The organism is Streptomyces sp. NPDC005263 (genome assembly GCF_042872365.1).
GTDB lineage: Bacteria > Actinomycetota > Actinomycetes > Streptomycetales > Streptomycetaceae > Streptomyces.
In genome coordinates, this window is sequence record NZ_JBIAKJ010000009.1 from 133,776 (window position 1) to 152,121 (window position 18,346).

At 72.1% G+C, this 18,346-nt stretch carries 15 protein-coding genes and 1 riboswitch; of the genes, 4 read left to right on the plus strand and 11 right to left on the minus strand.

Annotated elements, in window-relative coordinates:
* The first annotated feature begins 1 nt into the window (after nucleotide 1).
* Nucleotides 2-739, plus strand: a complete 738-nt coding sequence (locus tag ACFYRY_RS33520; protein ID WP_389154271.1) for a ZIP family metal transporter — start codon at nucleotides 2-4, stop codon at nucleotides 737-739.
* A gap of 20 nt (nucleotides 740-759) precedes the next feature.
* On the opposite strand, the gene cobI is transcribed toward ACFYRY_RS33520, so the two are convergent.
* The 11 genes from cobI to ACFYRY_RS33575 all read right to left on the minus strand — a co-directional run bounded on the left by cobI (nucleotide 760) and on the right by ACFYRY_RS33575 (nucleotide 15,160).
* Nucleotides 760-1,509 (minus strand): precorrin-2 C(20)-methyltransferase, encoded by a 750-nt coding sequence (gene cobI, locus ACFYRY_RS33525; protein ID WP_389154274.1) that lies wholly within the window; start codon nucleotides 1,507-1,509, stop codon nucleotides 760-762.
* On the minus strand, nucleotides 1,506-2,990 hold the full coding sequence (locus ACFYRY_RS33530) for a cobyrinate a,c-diamide synthase (protein WP_389154277.1): 1,485 nt from the start codon (nucleotides 2,988-2,990) through the stop codon (nucleotides 1,506-1,508). The genes cobI and ACFYRY_RS33530 overlap by 4 nt, the downstream gene beginning before the upstream one ends.
* Nucleotides 2,984-3,592 carry a cob(I)yrinic acid a,c-diamide adenosyltransferase gene (cobO, locus tag ACFYRY_RS33535; protein ID WP_389154279.1) on the minus strand — a complete coding sequence of 203 codons (609 nt, stop codon included), beginning with the start codon at nucleotides 3,590-3,592 and terminating at the stop codon, nucleotides 2,984-2,986. The genes ACFYRY_RS33530 and cobO overlap by 7 nt, the downstream gene beginning before the upstream one ends.
* Entirely contained in the window at nucleotides 3,592-5,628 is a 2,037-nt protein-coding gene (locus tag ACFYRY_RS33540; protein WP_389154282.1) for a putative cobaltochelatase, read from the minus strand. Before ACFYRY_RS33540 ends, cobO begins: the two co-directional genes overlap by 1 nt.
* A complete protein-coding gene (cobN, locus tag ACFYRY_RS33545) occupies nucleotides 5,625-9,281 on the minus strand; it encodes a cobaltochelatase subunit CobN (protein WP_389154285.1) in 3,657 nt (1,218 codons plus the stop codon). The genes ACFYRY_RS33540 and cobN overlap by 4 nt, the downstream gene beginning before the upstream one ends.
* Nucleotides 9,278-10,810: a cobyric acid synthase gene (locus tag ACFYRY_RS33550; protein WP_389154288.1), complete on the minus strand. Its 1,533-nt coding sequence runs from the start codon at nucleotides 10,808-10,810 to the stop codon at nucleotides 9,278-9,280. Before ACFYRY_RS33550 ends, cobN begins: the two co-directional genes overlap by 4 nt.
* Entirely contained in the window at nucleotides 10,807-11,748 is a 942-nt protein-coding gene (locus ACFYRY_RS33555) for a cobalamin biosynthesis protein (protein ID WP_389154291.1), read from the minus strand. Before ACFYRY_RS33555 ends, ACFYRY_RS33550 begins: the two co-directional genes overlap by 4 nt.
* A 100-nt stretch (nucleotides 11,749-11,848) precedes the next feature.
* A riboswitch (cobalamin riboswitch) is annotated at nucleotides 11,849-11,981 on the minus strand.
* 999 nt (nucleotides 11,982-12,980) lie between these two features.
* Nucleotides 12,981-13,655 carry an aspartate/glutamate racemase family protein gene (locus ACFYRY_RS33560; RefSeq protein WP_389154294.1) on the minus strand — a complete coding sequence of 225 codons (675 nt, stop codon included), beginning with the start codon at nucleotides 13,653-13,655 and terminating at the stop codon, nucleotides 12,981-12,983.
* Nucleotides 13,656-13,705: 50 nt separating this feature from the next.
* Complete coding sequence (locus ACFYRY_RS33565) at nucleotides 13,706-14,050, minus strand: GNAT family N-acetyltransferase (RefSeq protein WP_389154297.1); 345 nt, start codon at nucleotides 14,048-14,050, stop codon at nucleotides 13,706-13,708.
* A 24-nt stretch (nucleotides 14,051-14,074) separates the two neighbouring features.
* Nucleotides 14,075-14,494 (minus strand): aspartate 1-decarboxylase, encoded by a 420-nt coding sequence (panD, locus tag ACFYRY_RS33570; RefSeq protein ID WP_389154300.1) that lies wholly within the window; start codon nucleotides 14,492-14,494, stop codon nucleotides 14,075-14,077.
* Nucleotides 14,495-14,731: 237 nt separating this feature from the next.
* Nucleotides 14,732-15,160 carry a MarR family winged helix-turn-helix transcriptional regulator gene (locus ACFYRY_RS33575; RefSeq protein WP_389154303.1) on the minus strand — a complete coding sequence of 143 codons (429 nt, stop codon included), beginning with the start codon at nucleotides 15,158-15,160 and terminating at the stop codon, nucleotides 14,732-14,734.
* 140 nt (nucleotides 15,161-15,300) lie between these two features.
* On the opposite strand from ACFYRY_RS33575, the gene ACFYRY_RS33580 reads away from it, so the two are divergent.
* The 3 genes from ACFYRY_RS33580 to ACFYRY_RS33590 all read left to right on the plus strand — a co-directional run bounded on the left by ACFYRY_RS33580 (nucleotide 15,301) and on the right by ACFYRY_RS33590 (nucleotide 18,292).
* Complete coding sequence (locus ACFYRY_RS33580; RefSeq protein ID WP_389154307.1) at nucleotides 15,301-16,770, plus strand: UbiD family decarboxylase; 1,470 nt, start codon at nucleotides 15,301-15,303, stop codon at nucleotides 16,768-16,770.
* 89 nt (nucleotides 16,771-16,859) lie between these two features.
* Nucleotides 16,860-17,495 (plus strand): UbiX family flavin prenyltransferase, encoded by a 636-nt coding sequence (locus ACFYRY_RS33585; RefSeq protein WP_389154310.1) that lies wholly within the window; start codon nucleotides 16,860-16,862, stop codon nucleotides 17,493-17,495.
* A gap of 224 nt (nucleotides 17,496-17,719) precedes the next feature.
* Nucleotides 17,720-18,292, plus strand: a complete 573-nt coding sequence (locus ACFYRY_RS33590) for a TetR/AcrR family transcriptional regulator (RefSeq protein WP_389154313.1) — start codon at nucleotides 17,720-17,722, stop codon at nucleotides 18,290-18,292.
* The last annotated feature ends 54 nt before the right edge of the window (nucleotides 18,293-18,346 follow it).

The window sequence follows — 18,346 nt, forward strand, 5'->3', positions numbered from 1 at the left end:
CATGGCGGTCTTTGTCGCGCTCGGCGCGTTCCTGATGACGCTGGCGGGCGGCTGGACGGCACTGCGGGTGACCGACCGCCGCCATCTCGTGCTGGGCCTGGCCGGCGGCCTGATGCTCGGCGTGGTCGGCCTGGATCTGCTGCCGGAGTCGCTGGACGCGGCCGGCACCGAGGTCTTCGGCGTCCCCGCCGCGCTGCTCCTGTTCGTGGCCGGATTCCTGCTGGCCCACATGGTGGAGCGCCTGCTCGCGGGCCGTCAGGCCGCGCACGGCGCCGAGGAGACCGCTCCCCGCGACGGCAGGGCGCCCCAGGTGGGCCTGACCGCGGCCGCGGCGATGGTCGGCCACAGCGCCATGGACGGGGTGGCGATCGGCGCGGCCTTCCAGGTCGGCGGCGGCATGGGCGCGGCGGTCGCGCTGGCCGTCGTCGCCCACGACTTCGCGGACGGCTTCAACACGTACACGATCACCAGCCTGTACGGCAACGCCCGCCGTCGGGCCCTGGCGATGCTGTTCGCGGACGCGGCGGCCCCGGTCGTGGGCGCGGCCTCCACGCTCTTCTTCACGATCCCGCAGGGGGTGCTCGGCGGCTATCTCGGGTTCTTCGGCGGCGCGCTCCTCTATCTCGCGGCCGCCGAGATCCTCCCCGAGGCCCACCACGAGCACCCCGCCCGCTCGACGCTGCTGTGCACGGTCGCCGGAGTGGCGTTCATCTGGCTGGTCGTCGGAGTCGCGGGCTGACGCCGCGGGTCTTGACGGGCTCACAGCTTTCCGCCCCGGCCGCCGTCGCGCCGCGCGGGCGCGATGAGCGTGGAGAGATACGGCAGCGGAGCACCGTCGAGGTCGGCGGCAGGGCGGATGGACTCCGACTCCAGCCCGAGCGCCGAACCCCACACGGCGTCGCCGAGCCGCCCGGTCTCCCGCAACGCCTCGGCCACCTCCCGTGACTGCCGCCCGAACTTGTACGCGACGACGGTGCCGGGCCCGTTCAGGGCGTCCTTGAGGGCGGCGGCCCCGGCGGTGACGGGTACCAGCGTGAGCGGCTCGGTCCCCTCGGTGAGGACGGCCCCCGAGCGTGCCGCGAGGTCCTGCATCGCGGTGATCCCGGGCACGGTCTCCACGACCACGCCCGGCACCAGCTCGGTGATGGTCTGCGCGAGATAGGTGAAGGTGGAGTACACGTTCGGATCGCCGATGGTCGCGAAGGCGACGGAACCATGGGCCTCCAGCAGCCGGGCGACCCGGTCTCCGGCGGCGTCCCAGGCGGCCTCCCGCCGGGCCCGGTCACTGCGCTCGTTGAGCGCGAACACCACCCGGACGACCTTCTCCTCGGGCACGTAGTGCAGCACGGTGGCTTCCGCGCGACCCCGCTCACCCCCGTCCTGCCCGTCAGCCGCCGCCATGACGGGGACGACGACCACCTCGGCCTCCCGCAGAGCGTTGACGCCCTTGACGGTCACCAGCTCCGGGTCCCCGGGCCCGACCCCGACTCCGATCAGCTTGCTGCTCATGACGTCCGGCACCTCTCCACGAACCGACGGGCGACACCGGGCTCGGACGCCCAGTGCGTGTGCAGATAACTCGCGTGCACACCCTGCTGCACAAAACCTTCGAGCCGCCGTCGGGGGGTGCGCACACCCCAGGCGGCGACCTCCCCCGCCCCGGGCTCCACCACGGTCCGGTGGAACTCGTGCCCCCGCATCCGGGTCCCGGCCTCGGCGAGCACGCTGTCGCTGACGGCCACCGCGTCCCGGTACCCGAGCGTGAGCCGCTCGGACATCCGCGCGGTCACGTCCAGCACTCCGCACATCGGCAGCCCGTCGAGCTCACGGCTGAGATAGAGCAGCCCCGCACACTCGGCGGCGACCGGAGCGCCACTCTCCGCGAGGGCCGCGACGGACTTGCGCAGGGGTTCGTTGGCAGACAGCTCGTCGGCGTACACCTCGGGAAACCCGCCCCCGATGACCAACCCGCTTGTTCCGTCAGGTAGTTGCTCGTCCCGGAGGGGATCGAAGGTGACAACCTCGGCACCGGCCGCGGCGAGCAGTTCCGTGTGCTCCGCGTAGGAGAAGGTGAAGGCGGGCCCCCCGGCGACGGCGACTCTCACACCGGCCACCCCTTTGAATCGCCGGTCCGCTTCCTCCAGCCCGTCCGGCGTTTGAGGACGAGGCCCCTCCAGGGCCGACAGCGGGGGCTCGGGGGCGGCAGCCCCCAGAGACGGGAAGGGAAGGGGCGGAGGGGGCGAAGAAACCAGCACCTCAGCCGCATCCCACGCCGCACCCGCCAACGCTCCGGCGCTCCCCGCCAGCGCAGCCAACGCCTCCAGGTCACACCCGACCCGCACCTGCTCCGCCATCGCGGCAACCGCCTCCACCGCAGAAGCCCGCCGCTCGGCGACCGGCACCAGCCCCAGATGCCGCGACGGCGTGTCCACCTGAGCCGTCCGCCGCAGCACACCGAGCACCGGCACCCCCGCCGAGTCCAACGCCTCCCGCAGCAGTTCCTCGTGCCGGTCCGACCCGACCTTGTTCAGGATCACGCCCCCGATCCGCACCTCCGGGTCCCAGGAGGCGAATCCGTGCACCAGCGCCGCCACCGACCGGGACTGCGACGAGGCGTCGACGACCAGCACCACCGGCGCCCGCAGCAGCTTCGCCACCTGAGCGGTGGACGCCAGCTCACCCTCCCCGGCGGCCCCGTCGTACAGCCCCATCACACCCTCGACGACAGCGAGGTCACAGCCCCGCGCACCATGCGCGAACAACGGCCCGACCAGCTCCGGCCCGCACAGATACGCGTCGAGATTCCGCCCCACCCGCCCGGTCGCGAGCGCGTGGTACCCGGGGTCGATGTAGTCCGGCCCGACCTTGTGCCCGGACACGGCGAGCCCGCGCGCGGCGAACGCGGCCATCAAACCCGTGGCGACGGTGGTCTTGCCGCTGCCCGAGGAGGGCGCGGCGATGACCAGCCGAGGGACGGAGGACGTCACCATTCGATGCCCCGTTGCCCCTTCTGCCCGGCGTCCATCGGATGCTTCACCTTGGACATGTCGGTGACGAGGTCCGCGAACTCCACCAGCTTCTCGGGCGCGTTGCGTCCGGTGATCACCACATGCTGGGTGCCGGGCCGGTTCCGCAGCACCTCGATCACCTCGTCGGTGTCGACCCACCCCCAGTGCATCGGGTACGCGAACTCGTCCAGCACGTACAGCTGGTACGTCTCGGCGGCCAGGTCCCGCTTGACCTGCTCCCAGCCCTCCCGGGCCTTCTCCTCATTGCTGAGGTTGTCCCCCCGCAGATCACGCTGGACCCAGGACCACCCCTCGCCCATCTTGTGCCAGTCGACGGACCCGCCCTGCCCGGACGCCCCCAGCACCCGCAGCGCGTTCTCCTCGCCGACCTTCCACTTCGCCGACTTGACGAACTGGAACACCCCGATCGGCCACCCCTGGTTCCAGGCCCGCAGCGCGAGACCGAAAGCGGCGGTGGACTTGCCCTTCCCGACGCCCGTGTGCACGACGACCAGCGGCCGGTTACGCCGCTGACGGGTCGTCAGACCGTCCTCCGGTACGACACTCGGCTGTCCCTGCGGCATTACGCGGCCCTCCTGGAATCGTCCTGAACTTCCCTGACCAGCCCGGCGATCGAGTCCGCCCGCAACTCGTCCAACGTCACCGCCGTACCGCCCAGCTCACCCGCCAGCTGTCCGGCCAGCCCCAGCCGCACCGGCCCCGACTCGCAGTCCACGACCACCGAGGCGACCGAGTCGGCCGCGAAGAGACGAGCCGCACGCCCGGCGAGGGCGACCGGCTCCGGTCCGCCCGTCGCCCGCCCGTCGGTCACCACCACGACCAGCGCCCGCCGAGCCGGATCCCGCAGCCGTTCCACCCGCAGCACCTCGTGCGCCCGCAGCAGGCCCGCCGCGAGCGGCGTCCGGCCGCCCGTCGGCAGCGACTCCAGCCGAACCGCCGCCGCGTCCACGGAGGAGGTCGGGGGCAGCGCCACCTCGGCGGCCGAACCCCGGAACGTCACCAGCCCCACCTTGTCCCGCCGCTGGTAGGCGTCGAGGAGCAGCGACAGCACGGCACCCTTCACGGCACTCATCCGCTGCCGGGCCGCCATGGACCCGGAGGCGTCGACGACGAACAGCACGAGATTCCCCTCGCGCCCCTCCCGCGTCGCCTGCCGCAGATCGTCCCGCCGCACGACCAGCCCACGCCCCGAGCGCCCGCGCGCCCGCTGATGCGGCGCCGCCGCCTGCACGGTCGCCGCCAGGTGCAGCTTCGTCAGCGCCCCCCGGGGCCGCCGGGCCCCGGTCGTCCGCCCGTGCTCGGTCCGCGCCCGCGAACGCCGTCCCGCGACCCCCTCACCGAGACCGGGCACGCTCAGCACCTTGGTACGGAAGGGCTCGGACGCCCGCGTCGGCTGCTGCTCACCCGCACCGCCACCGGAGGACTGCGGCTGTCCGCCCTCCTCCCCGGCCTCGGGCCGCGCCCCGGTGTCACCGCCCTCGGGCGCCTCGGGCCCCTCGGCAGGCGGCTGACCGCCACCCCCGCCGTCCCCGTCGGGCCCCGGCCCGTCAGGATCCGTCCCGTCGGGATCCGGGTCCTCGTCGTCCGAGCCGCCGAACTCCTCCAGGGTCTCGTCGAGCTTGTCCTCGTCGAGCCCGGGCGCGTCGAAGGGATTGCGTCGCCTGCGGTGCGGCAGCGCGAGCAGCGCGGCCTGCCGGACATCCTCCGCGAGCACGTCCGTCCGCCCGGCCCACGCGGCCAGCGCGGTCGCCGTCCGCGCCATCACGATGTCGGCCCGCATGCCGTCCACCTCGAACGCGGCGCAGGTCGCCGCGATCTGCCGCAGCGCCCCGTCGCCCAGCCGCACCGACGGAAGCAGCTCCCGAGCGGCCACGATCCGCGCCCGTACGGCGGCTTCCTCGTCCGCCCACCGCGCCGCGAAGCCGGCCGGGTCGTCGTCGTGGGCGAGCCGCCGCCGCACCACCTCCACCCGCTGGTCGGGCTCCCGCGAGGCCGCGACCTCCACGGTCAGCCCGAACCGGTCGAGCAACTGCGGCCGCAGTTCGCCCTCTTCGGGGTTCATCGTCCCGACGAGCAGGAACTTCGAGGCGTGCCGTACGGAGACACCCTCGCGTTCCACGTACGACGCGCCCATCGCCGCCGCGTCGAGCAGCAGGTCGACCAGGTGGTCGTGGAGGAGGTTGACCTCGTCGACGTACAGGATCCCGCGGTGCGCGTCGGCGAGCAGCCCGGGCTCGAAGGCCTTCACGCCCTCGGCGAGCGCCCGCTCGATGTCGAGGGCGCCGACGAGCCGGTCCTCGGAGGCGCCGACGGGGAGTTCCACCATCCGCGCCGGACGCCGGGCACCGCCGCCGGTCTCGTGCGGGCCGTCCGGGCAGTCGGGGTCGGGTGCGGCGGGGTCGCAGGAGAAACGGCAGCCGGGGACCACGGAGACCTCCGGCAGCAGCGCCGAAAGGGCCCGCACCGCCGTCGACTTGGCGGTGCCCTTCTCACCGCGCACCAGCACCCCGCCGACCGCCGGGGACACGGCGTTCAGCAGCAGCGCGAGCCGCAGGTCGTCCTGACCGACGACGGCCGTGAACGGGAACGGGGTACTCACTTGTCGTCGCCCTCCAAATCGCCTTCCAGCTCCAGGTAGGTGGCCCGCAGCCGTTCCATGGTGTCCGCGTCCGGCTCCGCCCACAGTCCGCGCTCGGCGGCCTCCAGGAGCCGTTCCGTGATGCCGCGCAGCGCCCAGGGGTTGGACTTCTTCATGAAGTCCCGGTTCTCCTGGTCGAAGACGTACTCGGCGCTGAGCTTCTCGTACATCCAGTCGTCGACCACCCCCGCCGTCGCGTCGTACCCGAAGAGGTAGTCGACGGTCGCCGCCATCTCGAAGGCGCCCTTGTAGCCGTGCCGCCGCATCGCCGCCATCCAGCGCGGGTTGACCACCCGGGCGCGGAAGACGCGGTGTGTCTCCTCGCCGAGCGTGCGGGTCTTGACCTGGTCGGGGACGGCCGAGTCGCCGACGTACGCCTCGGGGGAGGTGCCCGTCAGATGGCGGACCATGGCGACCATGCCGCCGTGGTACTGGAAGTAGTCGTCGGCATCCACCAGGTCGTGCTCGCGGGTATCCACGTTCTTGGCGGCCACCGCGATCCGCTTGAACGCCGTCTCCATGTCGCCGCGCGCGGCCCGCCCGTCGAGCCCGCGCCCGTAGGCGTAACCGCCCCACACCGCGTACACCTCGGCCAGGTCGGCGTCGCTGCGCCAGTTGCGGGCGTCGATCAGCGGCAGCAGCCCGGCGCCGTACGCGCCCGGCTTGGAACCGAAGATCCGGGCGGTCGCGCGCCGCCGGTCACCGTGCTCGGCGGTGTCGGCGTCGGCGTGCGCGCGCACGTAGTTCTGCTCGGCGCTCTCCTCCAGCTCCGCCACCGCCCGCACCGCGTCGTCGATCAGTCCGACCACATGCGGGAACGCGTCCCGGAAGAAACCGGAGATGCGGACCGTGACGTCGATGCGGGGCCGGCCCAGCTCCGCGGGCGGGACCACCTCGAAGCCGGTCACCCGGCGCGAGGCGTCGTCCCACACCGGGCGGCAGCCAAGCAGCGCGAGGATCTCGGCGATGTCGTCGCCCTGGGTGCGCATGGCGGAGGTGCCCCACACCGTCAGGCCGACGGATTTCGGGTACTCGCCGGTGTCCTGGAGGTAGCGCTGGACCAGCGAGTCGGCGAGCGACTGGCCGACCTCCCAACTCAGCCTGGACGGAATGGCCTTGGGGTCGACGGAGTAGAAGTTGCGGCCGGTCGGCAGGACGTTGACCAGCCCGCGGGTCGGCGAGCCCGACGGACCGGCCGGGACGTACCCCCCGTCGAGCGCCTTGAGGATGTGGCCGATCTCGTCGGTGGTCCGGGCCAGGCGCGGTACGACCTCGGTGCAGGCGAACTCCAACACGGCGACCGCGTCGGGGAGTTCGGTGCGGATCACCTCGCGTACCAGGGCGGCGCACTCGGCGGCCGCCCAGTCCCGCTCCTCCATGCCCTCGGCGAACCGCCGGCACAGCTGCTCCAGCAGGTCGATCGCGTCAGCCGCCGAACGGGCGGGCCCCTCGACGAGGTCCGTCAGCTCCACCGGGACCTTGAGCGGCGCCCCCGGCTCGGCGAGCAGCTCCTTCTCCACCAGCCCGAAGTGCGCGGCCAGCGACGCCCGCAGACCGGGCAGCGCGTTCGCCTGCCCGCCCCACACCTGCGAGGCCCGCAGCACCGCGAGCACGAGGTTCACCCGCGGCTCGCCGACCGGACCGCCACCGAGGATGTGCAGGCCGTCCCGGATCTGCACGTCCTTGATCTCGCACAGATAGCCGTCGATGTGCATCACGAACTCGTCGAAGGAGTCGTCGTCCGGCTGGTCGTCGACATGCAGGTCGTGGTGCAGCTCGGCCGCCTTCACCAGCGTCCAGATCTGCGCCCGCACGGCAGGCGCCTTCGTCGGGTCCAGGTCGGAGACGAGCGCGTACTCGTCGAGGAGCTGCTCCAGCTTGGCCAGGTCGCCGTAGGTGTCGGCGCGGGCCATCGGCGGCACCAGATGGTCGACGACGGTGGCGTGCCCGCGCCGCTTGGCCTGGGTGCCCTCACCGGGGTCGTTGACGATGAAGGGGTAGATGAGCGGGAGTTCACCGAGCACCGCGTCGGGGGCGCAGCCGCCGCTGAGCCCGAGCCCCTTGCCGGGCAGCCACTCCATCGTGCCGTGCTTGCCCATGTGCACGATCGCGTCGGCGCCGAAACTGTTCTCCAGCCAGCGGTAGGCCGCCATGTAGTGGTGCGACGGCGGCATGTCCGGGTCGTGGTAGATCGCGATCGGGTTCTCGCCGAAGCCGCGCGGCGGCTGGATCATCACGACGACGTTCCCGAACTGGAGCGAGGCGAGCACGATGTCGTCGCCGTCCACGTACAGGCTGCCCGGCGGCTCGCCCCACGCCTCCAGCATGCCGTCCCTGAGGTCCGGGTCGAGCGTGTCGAACCAGGCCCGGTAGTCGGCCAGCGGCACCCGGGCGGGCGCGGCGGCCAGCTGCTCCTCGGTGAGCCACTCGACGTCGTGGCCACCGGCGTTGATCAGCCGGTGGATCAGCTCGTCGCCGTTGTCGGGGTGGCCCTCGACCACGTATCCGGCGTCCCGGAGGGAGTCCAGCACCCGCACCGCCGAAGCGGGCGTGTCCAGACCCACCGCGTTGCCGACCCGGGAGTGCTTGGTCGGGTACGCGGTGAACACCAGCGCGAGCTTCTTGTCGGCGTTCGGCTTGTGCCTCAACCGGGCGTGCCGTACGGCGATCCCGGCGACCCGCGCGGCCCGCTCGGGGTCGGCGACGTACACCGGGACGTCGTCCGGGCCCTGCTCCTTGAACGAGAAGGGGACGGTGATCAGGCGCCCGTCGAACTCCGGGATGGCCACCTGCATCGCCGCGTCCATGGGGGACAGGGCGGCGTCCGACTCGTCCCAGGCCTTCCGGGAGGACGTCAGACAGAGCCCTTGCAGCACGGGGACGTCGAGGTCGGCGAGGGCTCCGATGTCCCAGGCCTCCTCGTCGCCGCCGGCCGACGCCTGCGAGGCGTGGGCGCCGCCCGCCGCGAGGACGGTGGCGACCAGGGCGTCGGCCTTCTGGAGGATCTCGTACAGCCCGGCGTCGGCGCCGCGCAGCGAACCGCAGTACACCGGAAGGGCGTTGGCGCCCGTCGCCTCGATCGCGTCGCACAGCGTGTCCACGAAGGCGGTGTTCCCGCTCAGCTCATGGGCGCGGTAGAAGAGGACACCGACGGTCGGGCGGCCCTCGACGAGGTCACGCCCGCCATGGATGCCGTACTCCGGCATCTTCCGCGGCTCGACGAACCCCTCACCCGTCAGCAGCACCGTGTCGGACAGGAAACGCGCCAGTTCGGTGAGGTTGTCGGGCCCGCCCTCGACGAGGTACCGAAGCGCCTCCGCGACGACGCCCGCGGGCACCGACGACTCGGCCATCAACTCCGCGTCGGGAACGCTCTCCCCGCCCAGCAGCACGGTCGGGACACCGGACGCCTTCAGCGCCGCCAGCCCGTCCTCCCAAGCCCGCTTGCCGCCGAGCAGCCGTACGACGGCGATGTCCGAGCCGTCGAGGAGTCCCGGAAGGTCCTCCGCGACATCCACCCGGGTCGGATTGCCGATCCGGTACGAGGCGCCGTCAGCGGCCCTGGCCGCCAACAGGTCCGTGTCGGCGGTCGACAACAACAACACTGTGCTCATGCGGGCGCTCCCGGTGGAATGAAAGGCAGTCCTTGCGGCGCGCCGGACTCGATGAGCCGCCACAGCGCGTCCGTGTCCGCGTGCTGTTCGATCAGGTCGCCGAGCCGGTCGAGCTGCTCCTCGCGCAGCGCGGCGAACGAGGTGTCGGCGGCCGGCACGAAACGCCGGCCCGCGGCGGCCGCCACCTCGCGCAGGAAGGCCCGCCGGAAGCCGTCCGACTCCAGCGAGCCGTGCCAGTGGGTGCCCCAGGTCTGGCCGACCCGGCAGCCGTCCAGACTGTGTCCACGGTCATCGGAGATGAACGTGTCGCCCCCGGAGATCTCGGCGACCCCGTGATGGATCTCGTATCCCTCGACCGGTTCGCCCAGGGCCTCGCCCTCCGGCCGGGTGAGGGTCTTCTCGCGGGCGAACCGCACCCGGACGGGCAGGATCCCGAGCCCGTCCACGTGTCCGCGGCGGCTCTCGACGTCGTCCTCGATGTGCTCGCCGAGGATCTGGAAGCCGCCGCAGATGCCGAGGACGGGCCGGTGCTCGGCGGCCCGGCGCCCGATGGCCTCGGCCAGCCCCCGCTCGCGGAGCCACTCCAGAGCACGGACCGTCCCCCGGGTACCCGGGATCACGACGAGATCGGCGTCGGCCAGTTCCTCGGGCCGGTCCACGAACCGCACCACGACGCCGGGTTCGGCGGCCAGCGCGTCCACGTCGGTGAAGTTGGACATGAGGGGGACCGCGCAGACGGCGACCCGCAGCACGTCCTCGCCGACGGGCGGGGAGAGGTTGGACTCCCGTACGGTCCCGCGCAAGGACACCCGCAGCCCGTCCTCCTCGTCGATGCCGAGGCCGTGCCGGAAGGGCAGGACGCCGTAGGTGTGCCGCCCGGTCAGCCCGTGCAGCATGTCCAGGCCGGGCTCCAACAGGCTGACGTCCCCCCGGAACTTGTTGACCAGGAACCCGGCGACGAGTTCCTGGTCCTCGGGAGAGAGCAGGGCGACGGTCCCGAAGAAGGAGGCGAAGACGCCCCCACGGTCGATGTCACCGACCACGAGCACCGGAAGCCGCGCGTTGCGCGCGACGCCCATGTTCACGATGTCGGTCCGCCGCAGGTTGATCTCGGCGGGAGAGCCGGCCCCTTCACAGATCACCGCGTCATACGTGCCCCGCAACTCGGCGAGACAGTCGAGGACGGTCCCCAGCAACTGCTGCTGCCGCCCACCGTGATAGCCACGCGCACTGAGCTCCCCGACCGGCTTGCCGAGCAGCACGACCTGACTGCTCTGTTCGCCGCCCGGCTTCAGCAGCACCGGATTCATCGACGCGGTCGGCTCCACCCGGCAGGCCTGCGCCTGCATGGCCTGCGCCCGCCCGATCTCCGCGCCCTGACGCGTCACGAACGAGTTGAGGGACATGTTCTGCGCCTTGAAGGGCGCGACCTTGACGCCCTGGCGCACCAGCCACCGGCAGATCCCCGCGGTGACGACGCTTTTGCCGGCGTCGGAGGTGGTGCCGGCCACCAGAAGACCACCACTCATCGGCCACGCCCCCTCATCAGAAACCGCCCGGCGGCACTGACACCGAGCGCCAGCAGACCGACGTTGCGGGACAGCCGTACGGCCCGCTCGATGTCGTGGGTGTCCACGGCCCGCCCTTCCCCGTTCAGCACGGGCCGGTGCTCCACCCGGCCCCCGTACGACAAGGTCCCGCCCAGCCGCACCCCGAGCGCGCCCGCGAACGACGCCTCCACGGGCCCCGCGTTGGGACTCGGATGCTGTGCCGCGTCGGCCCGCCAGGCGCGCACGGCACCTCGCGGACAGGGGCCCGCGAGCGCCGCCAGGACGGCGGTCAGCCGCGCCCCGGGCCAGCCCGCGACGTCGTCGAGCCGCGCGGACGCCCATCCGTAGCGCCGGTACCTGGGCGACTTGTGCCCGACCATCGCGTCGAGGGTGTTGACGGCCCGGAACCCGAGAAGCCCGGGCACCCCGCCCACGGCTCCCCACACCAGCGCCCCCACCACGGCATCGGAGGTGTTCTCGGCGACCGACTCCACGACCGCGCGCGCGATCCCGTCGGCGTCCAGCGCCTGCGGATCCCGCCCGCACAGATGCGGCAGCCGGGCCCGCGCCCCGGTGAGGTCCCCCGCCTCCAGCGCCCGAGCGATGCTCCGGGCCTCCCGCGCGAGTGACGTCCCGCCGACGACCGCCCAGGTGGCGGCACCGGTCAGCGCGACGGAAGCGGCGGGTGAGGTACGTACGGCACGAGTCGCCGCGGCCCCGAGCGCGACGGCGCCACCGGCGCACACGACGGCGTGCAGCGCGCCCCACCCCCGGTGGTCCCGCCACAACACCCGTTCCACGGCACCCGCGGCCCGCCCGAACAGGGCGACCGGATGCCCACGGCGAGGATCACCGAGGAGCAGGTCACCGAGGAGGCCGGCGGCGGCGCCGTACGCGAAGACGCGATCGGCACGCATGGACTCAGCCGACCGCTGTCACAGACGGGGTGCGGCTACGGGATCTCGAACGGCAGCCGAGCATGGCGATATGTCCTCACTCAGGGTGTCCACGCCCTGGTTCGACGAGACCGGCGGCGAGAGTTCCTGGCTCCCGGGGCTTTCTACCCCGGTGACAGTGGCGGGACCGCGCCGGACTCACACCGGCTTCCTCTTCTGCCGCCGTACATGGCCCCGGCAGTCCACCACGGGGTTGGAAGGGCCGTCAACTTGCCGTTGACCTGCGAAGGGAGAGTGTGCTGAGACCCACACACGCGCGGTCACAGCCGTCACAACGACGTGGGGGGGGGGGGGGGGGGGCCCGCCCCCCCCCCCCCCCGGGGGGCCGGGGGCGCCCCCCGCGGGCCGAGAAGGGGGGTGCCCCACACCCCCCCCCCCCCCGGGTAGGGCGCTTACCACACCGTGGGGGGGGGCCACGGGTGGGTGTTGCCCCAATAGTGGGGTAGCCAGAAACGAAAACCCCCCCCCGGGGGGGGGGGGCCCCCCGGGGGCCCCCCCACCGCCGTCGTGTTGGGCGGGTTTTCGCCGCCGGGGCGCTTACGCCGGGCGCGCCCTCGGCCGGGCGTCGGCGTCGGGCGGGGCGGGCCGCCCTCCGCGCGACGGGAGCGGCGGGCGGCGGCCTCAGGACAGTGGCCTCAGGTCAGCGGCGGGCCTGGTTCCGGCTGGGGCACGGGTTCCGGGCCCGGGGGAATCGGGGACGGGGAGGGCTCGGGCGTCGGACGGGGGTCCGGAGTCGGGCCAGGGGCCGGTGGGGGCGTTGGGTCCGGAGGGGGGCCAGGGGCCGGTGGGGATGTGGGATCCGGAGCCGGGGGCGGTTCGGGGTTCGGTACCGGATCGGGGTACGGCTGCGGCGGCCCGGGATCCGGGCCGGGTGTGGGTTCCGGTCCGGGGCCAGGAGTGGGTCCTGGATGGACGGGGTCCGAGTACGGGTTCGTCATGGCGTCCTCCGGCGAGTCGGTCGACGTCGGCTCTGGACTACTCCCCCGCGTACCCGACGGCGGCGCCGCCACTCACTCCCCCGCGTGAACTACCTGGCCCTGGTGGGCCGCTCGACGTGCGGTGGGCCGTGGCTGCCCGGGGGCGGATGCGGTCGGCGGCGAGTCTCGCCCCGCAGACGTCGGCGCGCAGACGTCAACGCGCAGAGGTCGGCACGCTCTGGAGCGGCGCCCGGTCGGGCCCGCTGAAAGGCCCCCTTACTCCCCCGTGCCCCGCACGTGGCTCGGACGCCCGGCGGCGGCCATCGCCCGCGCGCCCGCCGCCAGTCCAAGCCGGGGACTGGACAGGACCGGGATCGTGGTCGCCACCAGGTCCTGGGCCGAGGCGGTCGAGACCTGCGCCAGCACGATCACGTCCGCGTCCCTCTCCTCGTCGGCCGCCGCCGCCACCAGGCGCAGCGAGCCCTCGAGGTCGCCGGCCTCGAAGCGCTGCCAGGCACCGCCGACCAGACGGCCGCGTACCGCGACGGCGTCGCCTGCGCGGCGGGCCTCCTCCTCGATCAGGGCGGCCGTGGGGCCGAGCGTGCTCTCGACGGTGGCGAGGACGACGATCCGCGGTCCGGCGGCCACCGCGGCGGAGGCCATCGGGCGGTCCACCCGAAGCACCGGTACCCCGACCTCGGGGGCGGCGGCCTCGGCGACACCCCCGATGGTCGAGCAGGTGCACAGCACGACCCGCGCGCCGAGATCGACCGCACGCTCCAGGGCGGCGCGCACGTCGTCCCGTACCGCGTCCGGTCCCTCGGCGCGGGCCCGGCTCAGCAGTTCCTCGTCGACGAAGTGCCCCAGCTCCAGGCCCTGGTGGTCCGCGTCGCGCAGGCCGTCGAAGACCGGGACGTGGCGGGGCGAGGTGTGCAGAAGGGCGAGCGTCACGCGTTGTCCTCTCTCCCGCTCGTTTCTCCCGCTCGTGTGCTCCTCGGGGCTCAGAAACGGCCCGGGTGGGCCGCCAGCCACTGCTTCGCGGCGCGCAGCAGTTCGGGGTCGGCGGCCGGAGCCTCGTCGGGGTGGCGTTCGGCCCACTTGACGACGTACGGGCACAGCGGGGCGACGACGATGTGCTCGCGCCGCGCGATGTCGTACAGCTCGCGCGCCAGGGAACCCGCGATGCCCTTCCCCTCGTGGGCCGGCTCGACGATCGTGTGCACGGGGACGAGGGCGGCCGCGGGCGACTCCAGCACGAAGTACTCGATACGACCGACGACTTCACCACCGGCGCGGGCCTCCAGGCGGCCCGCGGTCCGGTCGTCGCGGATCTCGATCTCGCTCATGGGCACGCTCCTGGTACGTCGGGGTCAGGCCACGACGGCCTGCGGGCTGCGCTCCTGGTCCGACCCCGGCACCGGCTCGGACGGGTCGGCCCCCAGAGCCACGACGCGGTTGTCGCGGTCCACGTGCACGACCCGGGGTGCGAACTCCCGTGCCTCGGCGTCGGTCATCTGAGCGTAACTGATGATGATCACCAGATCGCCGGGATGCACCAGATGGGCCGCGGCCCCGTTGATCCCCACGACCCCGGATCCACGCTCGCCCTCGATGACGTACGTCTCCAGCCGGGCCCCGTTGGTGATGTCGACGATGTGCACGAGCTCACCGGGCAGCAGGTCGGCGGCGTCGAGCAGATCCGCGTCGATGGTCACCGATCCCACGTAGTGCAGGTCGGCCTGGGTGACGGTGGCTCTGTGGATCTTGGACTTGAAGAGAGTACGCAGCACTTTGGACTCCTGGAGGACGGCTCCCCGCCTACTTTCTGCAGGTCAGGGGCGGCCAACACTGTACATGGCCATACCTTCGACGCGAAGACCTTCAGGAAGATCGTGCATGGCCATGACCTAGCTTCCACGGGTTCCGGCCGTTCGCCGGCGGTCACCGGAAGACTGCGGGCTCGCTCCCGGACCGGCGTGGAGACCGACGCCGTGCTTCCCAGCGTCGGTCAGAGGGCCGACACACGCTCAATCGTCCAGCCCGACGCCGGCCAGATCGCACAGCAGTGGGAGGAGCGTGCCTGTTCTCTCCTCGCCGAGTTGATCGACGGTCCATTGGTTCACGCGCGCGACTGCCGGTTCCACCTCGCGCAGCAGCGCGTGCCCTTCCTCCGTGATGTGGACGATGTGACGCCTGCGGTTGAGCGGGTCGGGTTCGCGCTTGACCCAGCCTCGGGAGGAGAGCCGGTCCAGCAGGGTGGTCATGGTGGACCGGTCGATGGCAGTGGCCAGACCGAGGGCGGACTGGTCGATCCCGGGACGCTCCGCGAGCGTGGCGAGAGCCGCGTACTGGGGGGCGGTCAGCTCGGGCACCTCCGCCTGCCAGACCGCGTTGACCCGCTGAAGCGCTCGACGCAGCAGGTGCATCGGCTGGTCGATGAGCTGTTCGGGTTGCATGGCGTGCGGACTCCGTTCGGGCGCGGGATGAAGATCCTGTCACACGACTCACACTCCCCGATGCCCGCAGCGGGCGAGGCATGTGGCATTGTTCAGTACACAGACATTCCGCGTACTGACATTCTCTCGAGGAGGACGGGATGAGCCATCCCGCGGACCTGCGTGAACACATCAAGGCACTGGAAGCCCTGGGAGACCTCGACCGGATCGAAACCGAGGTCGACTGGAATCTGGAGGCGGCCGCGCATACCCGCTACAGCACCGAGCACCGCCTGCCCGCCCCGCTGTTCGAGAAGGTGACCGGCGTTGCCGACGGCTTCCGCCTCCTGGGCGCACCCGCCGCGCTCAGTTCCGCCCCCGGCAAGCCCTTCGCCCGCGTCGCGCTGAGCATCGGACTGCCGCCCGAGGCCACCGGCCCGCAGATCATCGACCACCTGGCCGCCACCCAGCACCGCCCCGGTATCCCGCCGAAGACGGTCAGCCGCGGCGAAGCCGCGGTCAAGCAGAACGTCCTGCTCGGCGATGACGCGGATCTCACCCGCTTCCCGGTGCCGTTCGTGCACGAGGGCGACGGCGATCGCTACGTCAACACGTACGGCGTGATCGTCGCCCAGACTCCGGACGGGTCCTGGACCAACTGGTCCATCGCCCGGATCATGATGGTCGACGGCAAGCACATGACCGGGCTGGTGATTCACCCGCAGCACATCGCCCAGATCTGGCAGCAGTGGGCCGACCTCGGCCGGCCCATGCCGTATGCGCTGGTCCAGGGCGGCGACCCGGCCATCCCGTATGTCGGCGGCATCCCGATCGGCGACGGCGTCGCCGAGGCGGACTACATCGGCGCGCTGATCGGCGAGCCGCTCGCAGTCGTCAAGGCGGAGTTGTCGGACCTGCTGGTCCCCGCGAGCGCCGAGATCGTCATCGAGGGCCACCTCTCCGTCGAACGCACCGGCGTCGAGGGACCCTTCGGCGAGTTCGCGGGCTACATGCCGTCCGGGACGAGCCTGCAGCCGGTCTACAGCGTCGAGGCGATCACCTACCGCGACGACCCCATCTGGCCGCTGGTCGCGGAAGGAAAGCCGACCGACGATTTCCACACCGTCACCGGGCTCGGCGTGGCGGCAGGCACCCTGGACGTGATCCGCGCGGCCGGACTGCCCGTCACCACCGCCTGGTCCTCCCTGAGCAGCGCCAGCCACTGGCTGGTCGTGTCCGTCCCGGGCGACTGGCGCGACCACCTGCCCGGCGTCACCACCGAGGAGTTCGCCCGCCGGGTCGGCGAGGCGATCCACTCCACCAAGTACGGGGCAGCCCTGCCGAACGTGTTCCTGCTCGACGACGACGTCGATCCCGCGAACGATGCCGACCTGATGTGGGCACTGGCCACCCGGGTCCACCCCGTTGACCGCACGGTGCGCTTCGAGGACGGCCCCATTCTTTCGCTGCTCACCTGCTACACCGAGGAAGAGCGCAAGGCAGGCCGCGCCACCAAGGTCGTGCATGATGCCCTGCTCCCCGTCCAGGACGAACGCGAGTCCTTGAGCGACTTCGCGCACGCCTACCCCGCCGCGGTGCGCGCCAAGGTTCTGGCCAGGCACCAGCGCTGAGACCGCCGGATCCGCCGGGCCGCGTCCTGAACGGGCGGTGCCAGCCGCACAGGAAGCGGCCCGGCCCGCGCATACGAAAGGGCAGTTGCATGCGATTGATCGTGGGGATGACGGGTGCCACGGGGGCCATCCTGGGCATCCGGTTGCTTCAGGAGCTCGCCGGCCAACCGGACGTGGAGACACACCTGGTGACGAGCCGCTGGGCGCGGGCGACGATTGAGCTGGAGACCGGCTGGTCGGCGCGGCAGGTCGCTGACCTCGCCGATGTCGTCCACGGCCCGGATGACCAGGCGGCCTCCATATCCAGCGGCTCGTTCCGCACCGACGGCATGGTGATCTTGCCGTGCAGCGCCAAGACGCTCGCTGCGATACGGGCCGGCTACGGCAGCGACCTTGTCTCGCGGGCCGCGGACGTCATCCTCAAAGAACGGCGTCCCTTGGTGCTCGGCGTACGGGAGACCCCGCTGTCGACCATCCACCTGGAGAACATGCTGGCCCTCTCGCAGATGGGGGTGACGATCCTGCCGCCCATGCCGGCCTTCTACAACAAGCCCGCGTCCGTGGACGACATCGTCGACCACCTGGTCGCCCGGGTCATGGACCAGCTCGGCCTGGACAGCGAACGCGCCGTGCGCTGGCAGGGGCCCGCCACCGCACGCCGCAGCAACCGACGCACGCCTCCCGACTCCGACGTGCCGACTCCCGTAGCGCCGTTCTCGCGCTGACCTTGTGCCGCCCATCGGAGATGAACCGGCCCCACTTCAAGGTGGTGACCTGCCACGGTTGCGCAGGAACGCCGCCTTCGGCGGACCGCGCCCACGTGGCGGTGGCGTCCCGGGGCGGCAGGGATCGGCCAAAAAAACACCCGCCAACCATAATATTACATTTGTCAGACCATGAATTAGAATGATGCGGGGCAATGGCCCGGCGGAGTTGACGGAGGATCCCTGTGGCCCGCTATACCCAGCAGCACAAGCAGTTGACGAGGCAACGGATCATCGAGCGGGCCGGCCACCGGTTCAAGCAGGACGGGATAGACGGCTCCGGCATCTCCACGCTGATGTCGGACGCCGGACTCACCAACGGAGCCTTCTACGCCCACTTCGACTCCAAGGACGACCTCGTCACCAACGTCGTGGCCGACCAGTTGCGCACGCAGGTGAAGAAGTGCGGCACGCTGCGGCCCGGTCGCGAGGGACTCGAGGACTTCCTTCGCGAATATCTGTCACCCGAGCACCGGGACAACCCCGGCGACGGATGCCCGTCCGCCGCCCTGCTCGACGAGGTCGGCCGCTGCGGCGGCGGGACCAAGGACGCCTACACTGACGGCGCCAGGGCCATCGTGGAAGAGCTCGCCGTCCGACTGGCACCCGAGGATCCGCAATCCGCCCTCGGTAAGGCCATCGGGCTCTTCACCATGGCGGTGGGAACCTTGCAGTTGTCCCGCGCTCTCTCCGACCGGAAGTTCTCCGACGAGGTCCTTGAGAAGGGAATCGAGAACGCCCTCACCTTCATGCGCTGAGGGGAACGGTCGTCGGTTCTTGCTGTCGAAGTCGGTGGCCCCTGCTCGCAACAG

Bases quoted from the DNA above. Each gene is read 5' to 3' on its own strand.
- ACFYRY_RS33530 (WP_389154277.1), bottom strand. From the start codon at position 2,990: ATGGTGACGTCCTCCGTCCCTCGGCTGGTCATCGCCGCGCCCTCCTCG.
- cobI (WP_389154274.1), bottom strand. From the start codon at position 1,509: ATGAGCAGCAAGCTGATCGGAGTCGGGGTCGGGCCCGGGGACCCGGAG.
- ACFYRY_RS33520 (WP_389154271.1), top strand. From the start codon at position 2: ATGGCGGTCTTTGTCGCGCTCGGCGCGTTCCTGATGACGCTGGCGGGC.
- cobO (WP_389154279.1), bottom strand. From the start codon at position 3,592: ATGCCGCAGGGACAGCCGAGTGTCGTACCGGAGGACGGTCTGACGACC.
- cobN (WP_389154285.1), bottom strand. From the start codon at position 9,281: ATGAGCACAGTGTTGTTGTTGTCGACCGCCGACACGGACCTGTTGGCG.
- ACFYRY_RS33555 (WP_389154291.1), bottom strand. From the start codon at position 11,748: ATGCGTGCCGATCGCGTCTTCGCGTACGGCGCCGCCGCCGGCCTCCTC.
- ACFYRY_RS33580 (WP_389154307.1), top strand. From the start codon at position 15,301: ATGAGCCATCCCGCGGACCTGCGTGAACACATCAAGGCACTGGAAGCC.
- ACFYRY_RS33565 (WP_389154297.1), bottom strand. From the start codon at position 14,050: ATGAGCGAGATCGAGATCCGCGACGACCGGACCGCGGGCCGCCTGGAG.
- ACFYRY_RS33550 (WP_389154288.1), bottom strand. From the start codon at position 10,810: ATGAGTGGTGGTCTTCTGGTGGCCGGCACCACCTCCGACGCCGGCAAA.
- ACFYRY_RS33585 (WP_389154310.1), top strand. From the start codon at position 16,860: ATGCGATTGATCGTGGGGATGACGGGTGCCACGGGGGCCATCCTGGGC.
- ACFYRY_RS33575 (WP_389154303.1), bottom strand. From the start codon at position 15,160: ATGCAACCCGAACAGCTCATCGACCAGCCGATGCACCTGCTGCGTCGA.